Here is a 13,851-nt window from a genome sequence, read left to right as displayed (position 1 = left end):
CATTATTCCTTTTCCTTTGCCCTTACTCTACAGCTTCTATAGCACGGCTTTTTGCCAGAGATGAACATTCAGCCATAACGGCAGAAGCACGCGCTATCGGATTTGTTAAATAAAAGTCTTTAACCATAGAAGTAAATATTTGACTTTCTAGGGAAACCATTTTTGAACCAAGCACCTTAAGATCACTTATATCAGAAGGCATGATATCATCAACAGCATCAAAGTGTGGATACTCATTAAACAAACATTGCCTTAATTGAGAAAGAGAATCAAAGGGAAGCCTTTGTTCTAAAACATCCGATAAGGCACGCAAAATGGCCCAATCTTCTTTTGCTTCACCTGGAGCAAAACCAGCCCGATTGGTCATTTGAACACGCCCTTCTGTATTGACATAAAGCCCTGACTTTTCAGTATAGGCCGATGCAGGCAAAATAACATCAGCAGCATGCGCACCATTATCACCATGGCTCCCAATATAAACTTTAAAAGCTTTTGTATTGGCTAATTCCACCTCATCAGCACCAAGCAAAAATAAAACCTCACAGGTTTTAAGAATATTTTCAACCCCAAACTGAGAAGTAAAACCTATGTCCAACCCTCCAACGATTGAGGCTGCATTATGAAGGATGCCAAATCCATTCCATTCTTCGCTAAGAGCACCAATATTGTCCGCTAATTTAGCAAGGCTTTTTAAAACAGATAACCCTTCATTTCCGCAAATCGCCCCCTCTCCGATAAGAATGAGAGGCCTCTTTGCGTCCTTTAAAGCATTATAAAAAGCATCCTCTCCACAAATAAGTGTATTTAATGCATCACTCCCAGATCCAAGATAAGAATAAGGATAACGTAAATCGACTTTCTCTCCAATAAGCGCGATAGGAAAATTTCCCATCCGTTGGCGCTTTAAAATGCGCGCATTTAAAACAGCAGCTTCATGGCGCGGATTAGAGCCTACAATAAGGAGGGCATCAGCCTGTTCAATCCCCGCAATTGTAGGATTAAAAATATAACTCGAACGCCCAAATTCAGGCGATAAAGCCCCCCCTCTTTGACGACAATCAAAAAGCTTTGAACCCAATGAGATCAGTAACGTTTTAAGGGCATACATTTCTTCAACAGAAGCAAGATCCCCAGCAATAGCTCCAATTTTTTCTGGCAAAACCTTAGAGGTCATCATTTTAATTTTCGCAAAAGCCTCTGTCCAACTGGCAGGTTGAAGCTTTCCGTCTTTACGGATATAGGGTCTATCAAGCCGCTGAGTCCGTAATCCATCCCAAATAAAACGGGTTTTATCAGAAATCCATTCCTCATTTACATCGTCATTTGTACGCGGCATAATCCGCATAACTTCACGGCCGCGACTATCAATACGAATAGCACTGCCAAGCGCATCCATCACATCAATCGATTCTGTTTTAACCAATTCCCAAGGACGGGCATGAAACGCATAAGGTTTTGAAGTTAAAGCCCCCACAGGACAAAGATCAATGACATTGCCCTGTAATTCAGATGTCATCGCTTTTTCAAGATATGTTGTAATTTCAGCATCTTCACCACGACCGATCAAACCAAGCTCAGAAATACCGGCCACTTCCGTTGTAAAACGAACACAACGTGTGCAATGAATACACCGTGTCATTACCGTTTTAACAAGAGGCCCAATATATTTATCTTCTACAGCACGCTTATTCTCCGTATAACGAGAACAATCTCGCCCATAGAGCATGGCTTGATCTTGAAGATCGCATTCGCCCCCTTGATCACAAACAGGACAATCCAAAGGATGATTGATGAGAAGAAACTCCATCACACCCTCACGGGCTTTTTTTACCATCTCGGTATTGGTAAAAATTTCCGGTGCTTCACCATTAGGCCCCAATCGTAAATCACGAACCCCCATAGCACAAGAAGCCTGAGGTTTTGGAGGACCACCTTTGACCTCAACCAAGCACATACGACAATTTCCAGCAATTGACAAAGTTTCATGAAAACAAAAACGCGGAATTTCAGCACCAGCGGCCTCCGCTGCCTGAAGCAACGTATAGTAATCAGGGACTTCAATCTCTTTACCATCAACTTTGATATTTATCATCACCCATCCAACCTGCGGACAATCCACTTAAAGTTTGCATTCAGTTGCTCTTAAAAAAAAACTCTATCCTACGGCTTCCAAAGCAATATTCTTTCTTTGAACAACATTTCGCGTATATTCATCAATTCTACGCTCAATTTCTGGACGAAAATTACGGATCAATCCCTGTATCGGCCATGCTGCTGCATCACCAAGTGCGCAAATCGTATGCCCTTCAACTTGTTTAGAAACTTCAAACAAAAGATCAATCTCACGTTTTTGTGCTCTTCCCTCAACCATGCGCCCTAAAAGACGCATCATCCATCCTGTACCTTCACGACACGGCGTACATTGACCACAACTTTCATGTTTGAAAAAAGCCGCTATACGCCAAATTGCTTTGATAATATCAGTTGATTTATCCATAACAATCACACCACCAGTACCAAAAGAAGATCCGACATCGCGCATTCCATCAAAGTCCATGATCGCATCAACCATATCCTCACCACGAACAACCGGACAAGAAGCCCCCCCTGGAATAACAGCTAAAAGATTATTCCATCCACCACGAATACCCCCTGTATGTTTTTCAATCAATTCACGGAAAGAAACACCAAGAGCTTCTTCAAAGGTACAAGGGGCATTCACATGCCCAGAAACCATAAACAACTTCGTTCCGACATTATTTGTACGCCCAATAGACGAAAACCACGAAGCCCCACGACGTAAAATCGTTGGAACAACCGCTATAGACTCCACATTGTTGACTGTTGTTGGACAACCATAAATGCCCATATTTGCAGGAAATGGCGGTTTGAGACGAGGTTGCCCTTTTTTTCCTTCAAGACTTTCGAGAAGTGCTGTTTCTTCACCACAAATATAAGCACCGGCCCCATGATGAATAATAATATCACAAGCATGACCATATTTCGTTTTTTTGCCAAGCAAACCTGCTTCATAACATTCATCCACAGCTGCTTGAAGTGCTTCACGCTCACGAATATATTCACCACGAATATAAATAAAAGCGACATTAGCTCCCATAGCAAAAGTAGCAATGACACATCCTTCAATCAAAGTATGGGGGTCATGACGTAAAATATCACGGTCTTTACATGTTCCAGGCTCTGATTCATCAGCATTTACAACCAAATAATGAGGACGACCATCACTCTGCTTTGGCATAAAAGACCACTTCATTCCGGTAGGAAAACCAGCACCACCACGACCGCGCAAACCCGATGCTTTGACCTCATCAATGATCCAATCACGACCTTTATCAATAATCTCTTTCAGACCATTCCAATGCCCACGCAACATTGCAGCCTTTAATGATTTGTCTTTTAAACCATAAATATTGGTGAAGATACGGTCCTTATCAGCTAGCATACCCCACCTTTTTTTTCTATTGCCCGTAGCATTTTAGCTTTTCCTCAAATGCAATTTAAAAAAACTTCTTAAAACTTTCTATTTTAAATCAAATGTCATTAGAATATGGATAAAATAATGAAATATCTTTTCAAAAAAATATTTAACTAAGATTCCACTCCCTTATGATTCTTTTTCTTTGAAGACTTAGGCGATTTGCTTTTTTCTTCATCCTCAAGCAGAGATGTTAAACCACTAATTGGCTCCGACGATTGACGACTGTTTTGTGGACCAACCGCTATTTCAGAACCTTTTCCTGCCTCAAATGCATCAATAATCTCTTCAAGGCGTTCCGCTGTAAGATCTTCATAAGTATCTTTAAAAATCATGACCATAGGAGCATTAACACAAGCACCAAGACACTCCACCTCTTCCCATGATAAGGTTCCATCCTGATTGGTCGTAAAAGGTTCATGATGAATTTTTTTCTGACAAACTTTAATCAATTCCTCAGAACCACGTAACATACAAGGAGTCGTACCACACACTTGAATATGCGCTTTTGTTCCTACAGGTTTAAGCTGAAACTGAGTATAAAAAGTAGCAACCTCTAAGACTCGGATATACGCCATAGAAAGAATTTGAGCGATATGCTCAATGGCCGCACGCGTCACCCAACCATCTTGCTCTTGTGCACGCATTAATAACGGAATAACAGCCGATTGTTCACGCCCTACAGGATATTTTTTTATGGTATTTTTCACCCATATCTGATTTTCCTTTGTAAAAGAAAACTCTGCGGGCTGATAAACATCATCGGCAAGACGGCGTACGGACATTAGCGATCAACCTCCCCAAAAACAATATCAATCGAACCCAAAATAGCTGTAGCATCTGCCAACATATGGCCACGGGTTAAAAAATCCATGGCTTGGAGATGAGCAAACCCAGGAGCACGCAACTTAACGCGATAAGGTTTATTGGTTCCATCAGAAACAAGATAAACACCAAACTCACCCTTTGGCGCTTCCACTGCAACATATACTTCTCCAGGAGGCGTATGAAAGCCTTCCGTATAGAGTTTAAAGTGATGAATCAGTGCCTCCATTGAGCTTTTCATCTCGCTCCGCTTTGGTGGTACAATTTTGCGATCCAAACTCGAAACAGGACCATTCTTTTCACGACCAAGTAGTCGTTCTACACATTGACGCATAATTTTCGCTGATTGACGCATTTCTTCCATACGAATAAGATAGCGATCATAACAATCACTATTTTTACCTATAGGAATATCAAATTCCATTTCATCGTAACATTCATAAGGCTGACTTTTACGCAAATCCCATGGCACACCAGCGCCACGGATCATAACCCCAGAAAAACCACGTGCCCAAGCTTCGTCGATACTGACAACACCGATATCCACATTACGCTGCTTAAAAATCCGATTTGGCGTCACAAGCGCATCAAGTTTTTCAAGAGAAACAAGAAACGGATCAATAAAATTACCAATATCCTCAACTAAAGATTCCGGTAAGTCTTGGTGTACGCCACCGGGACGAAAATAATTTGCATGAAGACGAGCGCCACAAGCACGCTCATAAAAAATCATCAATCTTTCACGTTGCTCAAATCCCCAAAGCGGTGGAGTCAAAGCACCCACATCCATCGCCTGTGTCGTTACATTAAGCAAATGATTAAGAATACGCCCAATTTCAGAAAACAAAACACGTATTAATTGCCCTCTTTTAGGAATTTCAATATCTAATAACTTTTCAATTGCAAGAACAAAAGCATGCTCTTGATTCATAGGAGCAACATAATCTAAACGATCTAGATAAGGACCTGCCTGAAGATAAGTCTTTGTTTCCATTAACTTTTCTGTACCACGATGTAATAACCCAATATGTGGATCTACACGCTCAACAACTTCACCGTCCAACTCTAAAACCATGCGCAAAACGCCATGCGCTGCAGGATGCTGCGGACCAAAATTGATATTAAAGTTTCGAACATTGACTTCAGCCACAATCAACCCCTTGCTTTCTTAAAAACTTCATATCAAATATCAAAGAAATCTATCACACTAAAAAAATAATTATTTAAGAAATAAACGACTCTAATATAACACCTTATCAAAACCAATCTTATTTTTCTCCATCGGCTTTTCCATCGCGAGGCAAAGCATATTGCCCTCCTTCCCAAGGAGAAAGAAAATCAAAATTACGCATTTCTTGGCGCAAAACAACGGGCTCATAAATCACCCTCTTTGCTTCATTATCATAACGACATTCAACAAACCCTGTCACAGGAAAGTCTTTACGTAAAGGATACCCTTCAAACCCATAATCTGTTAAAATCCGTCTCAAATCTGGATGACCAGAAAATAAAATTCCGTACATATCATAAGTTTCACGTTCATACCACTCTGCACCAGGATAAACCGTACAAGCTGAAGCAACAGGCGTATTCTCATCCGTACGAACTTTAACACGTAAGCGTAAATTCTCACGAGGAGACAATAATTGGTAAGAAACATCAAAACGCTTATCGCGAGAAGGATAATCCACACCACTAATATCTGTAAGATTAATAAACTGACAGCGAGAATCATCACGAACAAACATTAAGACATCAGTAATTGCATCAAGACGTACCACAATGGTCAATTCACCAAAAGCAAGAACGGTCTCTTCAAGCTTATTTCCTAACTTATTTTTCAAATAAGCAGCAAGCTCAGCCAATGCTTCATTCATCATGATAAGAAAACTCTCTATCGCTCTATAGATCCGGTACGACGGATTTTTTTCTGTAACAACAATATGCCGTATAATAAGGCCTCTGCAGTAGGTGGACACCCTGGAACATAGATATCGACAGGAACAATCCGATCACATCCACGCACCACTGAATAGGAATAATGATAATATCCTCCACCGTTTGCACATGATCCCATAGAAATGACATAACGTGGCTCTGGCATCTGATCATACACTTTTCTTAAAGCAGGTGCCATCTTATTTGTTAGAGTACCTGCCACCACCATCACATCTGACTGACGGGGTGAAGCTCGTGGGGCATATCCAAAACGCTCATTATCATAATGCGGCATTGAGCATTGCATCATTTCAATAGCACAACAAGCCAAACCAAAACTCATCCACATTAAAGAGCCGGTACGTGCCCAAGTAATCAAAGCATCTGCCGAAGTAACTAAAAAACCTTTATCTGATAATTCCGCATTAATATCACGAAAAAACTGATCATCTGATCCTATTAATTTACCAGTACTGGGATCAATGATTCCTTTTGGTTTTGGAGCCATAATTGTTGAATTATTAGATCTTAATTCCATTCAAGAGCTCCTTTTTTCCATTCATATATAAATCCAATGGTCAAAATTGCCAAAAACATAATCATTGACCAAAAGCCAAACATACCTATCGATTCGAATGAAACAGCCCAAGGAAAAAGGAAAGCAACTTCAAGATCAAAAATAATAAATAAAATTGATACCAAATAGAAACGAATATCAAACTTCATGCGTGCATCACTAAATGAATTAAACCCACATTCATAAGCCGATAACTTTTCAGGGTCTGGGGAACGATATGCTACAATGTAAGGTATAATCAACAAAACCCCAGTAATAACCGCTGACACAATAACAAAAATCAAAACTGGCAAATAAGAGCTCAATAAATAAGCCATAACCCTCTTCCATCGTAACAAAATGCCTGAGTTTAACACAACGACTCGACATTGCGAGTTCAAACAGACAAATTTAATAATCGCTCTATTAATTTTACTTACAATGCTCAAAAGGCATAAAGAGCGATATTTTTCTTATCGGCATAGGTAACGCAGAGCAAAGAAAGACGCAAGTCCTATTCTTATAAACCATATAAAAAGGAAGAAAAAATATTCCCCCCTAAATTAGATACCCCACACCTAACCCATGGTACACGAATATCTTAAAAAGTGATTTCCATCAGAAAATATAAAATGGCGCGAGTGACGGGGCTCGAACCCGCGACCTCCGGCGTGACAGGCCAGCACTCTAACCAACTGAGCTACACCCGCGCACTTTTTTGAACCAATCCATTATTGGTACAAGCGGTCGTGTAAAATGTTCGTTCGTTTATGTCAAGAAGGATTATGCATTTTTTAAAAAAATTATCAAATACCATCTTTATTCTTGCGTTTAGAAAAATTTTTCCTTAAAGAGGTCCTACTCAGTTGTTGATCATTATATTGGGCGATTAGCTCAGCTGGTAGAGCGCCTCGTTTACACCGAGGATGTCGGGAGTTCGAGTCTCTCATCGCCCACCATATGTTTTTTCTTCTTATTTAACTTGCTGATTTTATGTATGTTTTAAGAGGTGAGGGATTCGTTAATAAACGTAAGGGAATAGGATTCCTTGATAGTTATTATGCGGAGCATATCGTTCTTTTACCGAATTTCTTTAATATTGATAATTTCAGCCAATTATCAGTTATGTTATAAACTTCTCTAGGTTTCTAACAAACATACCAACAACTTCACGTCTAAATGAATCAGAAGTTTTTATTGTGAAACTCCAGCAGAAAGAATCGGATTCTTTTCTTAAAAAGCATGCTATCTTTTGGTTTGAAGAGTAGCATTTCACGACCTTGTTTCCCATATCAACGAGTACTTATTTTTTGCTAATTCTTATAAAAGACAAGAATGCTGTAAATACGTCTAATGTTTCAGCCATATCAAATAAGCGTAAAAAAAACATTCTCATGAATCTAACAAATACTTTTGAAGTTTTCATCAATTATTACGAATCAAAACCTCTTTTTAAATTGTTTTTAATGATTTTAAGAAAAGATTGGGAATATATAATTCTTTGAAAACCACTATTTTAAATATGCAAAAACATTACCTATTGCATTCATGAGAGGAGAAAAATCAAGAATCAATAAAAATTCACTCCTTTTCATAAAGCGTAACATTTTTTGATAGGTATACATCATTTCTTAAAGCATTTTTTCTGCTTCTGTAAATTTTGTCTGTTTTGTCGTTCTTTTTCTAATTATATTTCCATCCCCACAAGTGTTCACCTTTCTTATTATATTTTAAAATCTCTCTTGCTAGGTTTGGGTTAACGATAATAAAGTCTTATTTTTCCAATAAATGGGTCACCAAGCAACATGAGAAACTTGCTTATTTACCACGCATCCAAGCAGAGAGTTCAAAGTGCACATCAACATCACTTTTTCGATTAGCATCATATCGGTTTCATAGGCTTGATTATCGGCTTGCTCTACTATTTTATCAGTTTCTTTTTCTGTCATTTCCGCTAAACCTGTTTTAACCTTAGCGCTATTTTCTACTCCCTTCGCATCTTGAGCTTTATTCCACGCTTTATAATCACTACATGATGCTTACTACGGCATCCATGTTTGGTAAAATATGCTGTATTTTTCGATTCCTTAGCAATTTTTGGACTTCATCCGCTTACTGTTTCCAACCGTACTGCCTTCTTTTAGTTTTTTTTAGAAACCTTCTTTACCTCTTCCGCTATCAATTTCGCACCATTGGTTAATTGTTTTTAATCATCTAAACGACCTTTAGATTCTTGTGTAACCTTTTCTATTGCTACAGCTTTACTCTTTTCCTATTTTACTAAACACTTCAGATTCTGCCTTTGCTTTGACTTCATTGGCTATTCAAGATGCCTCTAACATATCCGTATTGAGCTTGCTCGTTTTTTACTGTTGCACCATCCACAAAATTTTTTGTTCTAAGGCTATCGACTTTTTAAATAACAAAATTTTAAAAATTAATTTTTAAAAAACCTTACAACGTAAGCTATCGGCTCAGTTGAGTGTAGGTAAAAAAACATAAATTAAACAATAAAATAATTCTTGTAATACCCATTTAATTAAATAGAACTTCATTAATAAATAAAAAAATATTTCCCTATAATCTTGTATCTAGTAAAATCTATTGATATTTTTAGGCATTTAGCATGAAGCGCCTCATTGAGAGCACCCGCCATCATCAAACAGCAGCTAATATTTATATGATGAGGGCGTTATCATAAGCAATAATTCACAAAAACTTCTAAAAAAATGATAACGAGCAGATTCACTTCGATCTAGTTTATTCAATCCTTAGATAATAACACTCAACCACCTATTTCCTTTATGCCATCAGCTATTTTTCAGCGTAATCTTTATTTATTTTTAGCTTCTTCTTTGAATGATAAATTTTAAGGGCATAGAAACAAACCACAAGCCAAGAAATCCAACTAACACCAACAATTAAAACAGGGCGCGTCTCATCAAAATACCATAAGAGAATAAAAATAAAGACCATAAATAAAATAGAAAAAATCGATCCTATTGGCCAAAATGGAATTGGAAATTTTAAATCATGCTGTGCTTCTTTAGGCATCTTAATTCGCATAAAAATTTGCGAAAGTAGAATCATCATCCAAACAAAAACCGTCGCAAATGTTGCCATTGCTGCAATAAGAAAAAAAAGCTTTTCATGATAAAAATAATTAAGGACAGCACCAAGAAGAAAAATAACAAAGATCATCAAAATAATAAAAACTGGTATACCGTTTTTTGATAAATATTGAAACTTCTTTAAAGCATAACCTTCCTGCGATAAACCATGTATCATACGACAAGCACCGTACATTCCACTATTCATTGCTGAAATAGCCGCTGTAACAACAACAATATTTAAAATATTTGCCGCATATGAAATCCCAAGATTTTCAAAAATGGATACAAAAGGACTATCCATAAGACCAATCTCATTCCAAGGATAAAGAGACATCAAAATAGCTAACGTCATAACGTAAAAAAGCAAAATACGAACTGGAGTAGAATTAATTGCCTTTGAAATCGTTTGATGAGGATTTTGAACTTCCATGACTGCCATGCCAATGATTTCTATACCACCAAAAGCAAAGACAACAACACTAAAGCAAGCTAAAAAACCAAACCAACCATTAGGAAAAATACCACCATTGTTCCATAAATTATGAACCGTAACAGTGGAAGAATCGGTACCTTCACCCCACCCTAAGAAAATAATGACTATCCCTAAAATAATCATCGCAATGATAGCAATAACTTTAATAGAAGACAGCCAAAACTCTAGTTCACCATAGACTTCTACAGCAGCTAAATTAATAGCGGTGATGATTAATGTAATACTCAGTGCCCATACCCAAGGAGCAACATCAGGATACCAAAAGCCCATATAAGTGGAAAAAGCTGTAATATCAGCCAAACCAACAAGAATCATCTCAAATACATATGTCCATCCCGTTAAGAAACCTGCCAATGGCGATATATAATTTGCTGCATAACGAGCAAAAGAACCAGGTAATGGATTATGGAGTATCATCTCACCTAAAGCCCGCATAACCATAAAAATAGCTAAACCAGCAATACAATAGGCAATCAAAACACTGGGCCCGGCAAGCTTAATTGCCTGAGCTGACCCATAAAAAAGGCCTGTTCCAATAGCAGAACCAAGAGCTAAAAAAATAACTTGGCGCTTACTCATCCCTCGTTTCAGTTCATTTATTGCCATTTTTTTCCTTCTTTATTGAAAGGCTTACAAAACCCACACCACAATAACAGCTTTATGATTAATAAAGCCTCATGTTTCTTTCACGAATATATTTCAAAAAACATCGTAAACCAGCAGTCCAACACTTTGCTCTAAACAATGAAAAAATAATTTTAAAAATAATTTTATTGTGAATCATTCAGCTTTTATAAGCTTGCAATTTCATATTATTTTATTGGAATAACGTGATAATGAATTTTTTTATAATTGTCATTTAATTCATTTCGTATTCTCTAGTTTTTTACAAAGAAAATTAGCTTTACATAGAGTATAAACTCTTAAGGCTTCTATTTCGATGCATTGAAATAGAAGCCTAAAAATTCGCAACCGGTGCATTAACTATGCATACAATGAATTTTTTTGTTATTTTAAGAAAATGCTCTTGGGGCCCATAAAACAAATTTTTTACGCTAATTAAATAGCTCAATCAGTGATAAAGCGAATCTCGCCAATTTTCAAAAGTATGAGAAAGTGTATCTAAAGCCCATCTTTTAAAGGCTCCAACTGCCCTAACGACAAGCTTTCCAATGAAAAAAAAATATATGGTAAACATAGCATCTTTGACTGTTGGTCCGAAAATCGCTCTCTCCTTGTCTCTGGGAGTTTTTCCTAAAATAGAAATGAAACCTTTGTTTTTTTCCATAACAAAAGGCTCTTTCTCTTGAGCCACGATCATAATAAAAATTTTCTCTGGAGAGCTAGCGCTTCTAAAATTTGCATGAACCTCAAGAGTTTGTGAAAAACAAAAAAGAATTGTTATTAAAACACATAATCTAGCACTTTTAAACATTTCTTTCTCCTTTTTTACTTAAAATATCAAAAATGAAATATAAAACCCATAAATCATTAACAAATAAGAGGAATATGAAATACATTTTTTATTTTTACTTAAAAATAAATACTATAATGTAATTTTATACTTATAAAAGTATAATATTACAATTATATAATTTATAATTATTATTTAATTTATATTAAAATTTCTGATAAAAATTAAGAAAATATAGGACCTTTAATTTTATAGTTTTTGTAAATTTTTAATAATAGTTTCAGATCACTATAAAATATCTAGTTTGCTAGAAACAGAAGCTACATACAATAAATAAATACATAAATTATTAAATAATTCAAATATAGTATTGCTCTTTTATATTTTTGTATGAGGAAGTTTCAAAATTCAATATCCGCCCTTCCTCATTGCCTTAAAAAAATATTATTAAACACTGAATGAGGGAAAAATTGTTTCTGGTAAAACAGATAATAAAGTCCCTTCACTTACAAGTATATGTGCTTGATGAAGATCTGGTGCCATATAGCGATCTTCCTTAAGAGACGCAATATTTTCGCGTAAACATTTCATAATAGACTGCAAAAGAATACTTGTTTTTAAAGGAGAACGATATTCAATTCCTTGTGCAGCAATAAGCGTTTCAATGCCAATAATTGTAAAAAGGTTTTCGCTCATTACCAACAGCCGACGAGCGCCATGGCAAGCCATTGAAACGTGATCTTCTTGATTAGCTGAAGTTGGTGTTGAATCAACAGAAGCCGGATGAGCCATTTGCTTATTTTCAGACATTAAAGCTGCTGCTGTTACTTCAGCAATCATAAAACCTGAATTAAGACCTGCATTGTGTGCTAAAAAAGCAGGAAGACCACAAGAAACTGCTGGATCAACCATAAGAGCAATACGCCGTTGAGAAATAGATCCTATTTCACATAAAGCAAGTGCAATCTGATCAGCAGCAAATGCTACAGGCTCAGCATGAAAGTTCCCCCCTGATACAACCTGACCATTCCTTAAAATCAACGGATTATCTGTAACAGCATTTGCTTCAATAATCAGTGTTTTTGCAGCCGCGAGCAAAATATCAAAACATGCCCCCATAACCTGTGGCTGGCAACGTATACAATAAGGATCTTGGACACGCTCATCACCATGTAAATGTGCTGCACGAATTTCTGAATCCCCTACAAGCTCTTCTAATGTTTTCGATACGGCAATCTGCCCATAATGCCCTCGTAAAATATGGATATCAGAATGAAATGGCGCTGTTGACCCCATGATAGCATCTGTTGTCAAAGCCCCTGCTAACAATCCACCACACAATGCCCGATAAGCTCGAAAAAGACCAGCAAGTGCAAGTGCTGTTGATGCCTGTGTCCCATTAATAAGAGCGAGACCTTCCTTCGCTTCTAAAATAATAGGGGACAAACCCGCTTTCTCTAACGCAAGAGCTCCACTCATACGAACATCTTGAAAAAACGCTTCTCCCTCTCCCATCATAACAGCCGCCATATGAGCAAGTGGAGCAAGATCACCTGAAGCACCAACAGATCCTTTTTCTGGGATAACAGGAATGACGCCCTTTGCAAGCATATTTTCCAGCAAGTTGACCAATTCTAGACGAACCCCAGAAGCCCCTCTTCCTAAAGAGATAAGCTTTAAACTCATCATCAAACGTACAATATTTTTAGCGAGAGGATCTCCTACCCCACAACAATGAGACAAAATAAGATTTCTCTGTAAAACAGCGACCTTGTCCGCATCAATTTTAATGGAAGCTAACTTCCCAAAACCAGTATTAATACCGTACACCGGCTCACTTCCAGCAGCAATTTCAGCTATGCGCTGTGCCCCTTTCTCGATAGCTGAATGCGTATCATTACAAAGTTTACTAATTTCACCATTAAAATAAATAGCTTCAAGTTCGCTAAGCGTTACCCCGCCCGGTTTTAGTATAATCGTCATAATTTTCTTTCTTTTTTAATTAAAGTATAATGC

11 protein-coding genes and 2 tRNA genes are annotated in these 13,851 nt (G+C 37.4%); 1 reads left to right on the top strand and 12 read right to left on the bottom strand.

All coding sequences use genetic code 11. The features are described from left to right. Positions 1 to 22: 22 nt before the first annotated feature. From nuoG to AC6ER8_RS04070, 8 genes are all read right to left on the bottom strand, one after another. Positions 23 to 2,092, bottom strand: coding sequence for an NADH-quinone oxidoreductase subunit NuoG (gene nuoG, locus AC6ER8_RS04105; RefSeq protein ID WP_497079595.1), 2,070 nt, complete (start codon positions 2,090 to 2,092; stop codon positions 23 to 25). A gap of 63 nt (positions 2,093 to 2,155) precedes the next feature. After that, positions 2,156 to 3,463, bottom strand: coding sequence for an NADH-quinone oxidoreductase subunit NuoF (nuoF, locus tag AC6ER8_RS04100; protein WP_497079532.1), 1,308 nt, complete (start codon positions 3,461 to 3,463; stop codon positions 2,156 to 2,158). A 146-nt stretch (positions 3,464 to 3,609) separates the two neighbouring features. Then, positions 3,610 to 4,281, bottom strand: a complete 672-nt coding sequence (gene nuoE, locus AC6ER8_RS04095) for an NADH-quinone oxidoreductase subunit NuoE (RefSeq protein ID WP_497079530.1) — start codon at positions 4,279 to 4,281, stop codon at positions 3,610 to 3,612. Beyond that, the gene (locus AC6ER8_RS04090; protein WP_497079528.1) at positions 4,281 to 5,471 is read right to left on the bottom strand and encodes an NADH-quinone oxidoreductase subunit D; all 1,191 of its coding nucleotides are present in this window, start codon (positions 5,469 to 5,471) and stop codon (positions 4,281 to 4,283) included. The genes nuoE and AC6ER8_RS04090 overlap by 1 nt, the downstream gene beginning before the upstream one ends. A gap of 118 nt (positions 5,472 to 5,589) precedes the next feature. Next, positions 5,590 to 6,198 (bottom strand): NADH-quinone oxidoreductase subunit C, encoded by a 609-nt coding sequence (locus AC6ER8_RS04085; protein WP_497079593.1) that lies wholly within the window; start codon positions 6,196 to 6,198, stop codon positions 5,590 to 5,592. A 17-nt stretch (positions 6,199 to 6,215) separates the two neighbouring features. Next, positions 6,216 to 6,797, bottom strand: a complete 582-nt coding sequence (locus tag AC6ER8_RS04080) for a NuoB/complex I 20 kDa subunit family protein (protein ID WP_497079526.1) — start codon at positions 6,795 to 6,797, stop codon at positions 6,216 to 6,218. Then, positions 6,788 to 7,153 carry an NADH-quinone oxidoreductase subunit A gene (locus AC6ER8_RS04075; RefSeq protein WP_497079524.1) on the bottom strand — a complete coding sequence of 122 codons (366 nt, stop codon included), beginning with the start codon at positions 7,151 to 7,153 and terminating at the stop codon, positions 6,788 to 6,790. Before AC6ER8_RS04075 ends, AC6ER8_RS04080 begins: the two co-directional genes overlap by 10 nt. A gap of 295 nt (positions 7,154 to 7,448) precedes the next feature. Then, positions 7,449 to 7,525: transfer RNA gene (locus AC6ER8_RS04070), tRNA-Asp, on the bottom strand. A 173-nt stretch (positions 7,526 to 7,698) separates the two neighbouring features. Here AC6ER8_RS04070 and AC6ER8_RS04065 point away from each other — a divergent pair. After that, positions 7,699 to 7,774 (top strand) — tRNA-Val (locus tag AC6ER8_RS04065). An 834-nt stretch (positions 7,775 to 8,608) separates the two neighbouring features. Here AC6ER8_RS04065 and AC6ER8_RS04060 read toward each other — a convergent pair. The 4 genes from AC6ER8_RS04060 to hutH all read right to left on the bottom strand — a co-directional run bounded on the left by AC6ER8_RS04060 (position 8,609) and on the right by hutH (position 13,818). Then, the gene (locus tag AC6ER8_RS04060) at positions 8,609 to 8,764 is read right to left on the bottom strand and encodes a hypothetical protein (protein ID WP_497079522.1); all 156 of its coding nucleotides are present in this window, start codon (positions 8,762 to 8,764) and stop codon (positions 8,609 to 8,611) included. Positions 8,765 to 9,629: 865 nt separating this feature from the next. Next, positions 9,630 to 11,027 carry an amino acid permease gene (locus AC6ER8_RS04055; RefSeq protein ID WP_497079520.1) on the bottom strand — a complete coding sequence of 466 codons (1,398 nt, stop codon included), beginning with the start codon at positions 11,025 to 11,027 and terminating at the stop codon, positions 9,630 to 9,632. 466 nt (positions 11,028 to 11,493) lie between these two features. After that, a complete protein-coding gene (locus tag AC6ER8_RS04050) occupies positions 11,494 to 11,856 on the bottom strand; it encodes a hypothetical protein (RefSeq protein WP_497079518.1) in 363 nt (120 codons plus the stop codon). A gap of 426 nt (positions 11,857 to 12,282) precedes the next feature. Next, positions 12,283 to 13,818 (bottom strand): histidine ammonia-lyase, encoded by a 1,536-nt coding sequence (gene hutH, locus AC6ER8_RS04045; protein ID WP_497079516.1) that lies wholly within the window; start codon positions 13,816 to 13,818, stop codon positions 12,283 to 12,285. Positions 13,819 to 13,851: the final 33 nt, after the last annotated feature.

It is taken from the genome of Bartonella sp. SL320, assembly GCF_059687635.1.
Note: the sequence above shows the minus strand (reverse complement) of the source record. Positions and strands in the feature narration are given on the sequence as shown.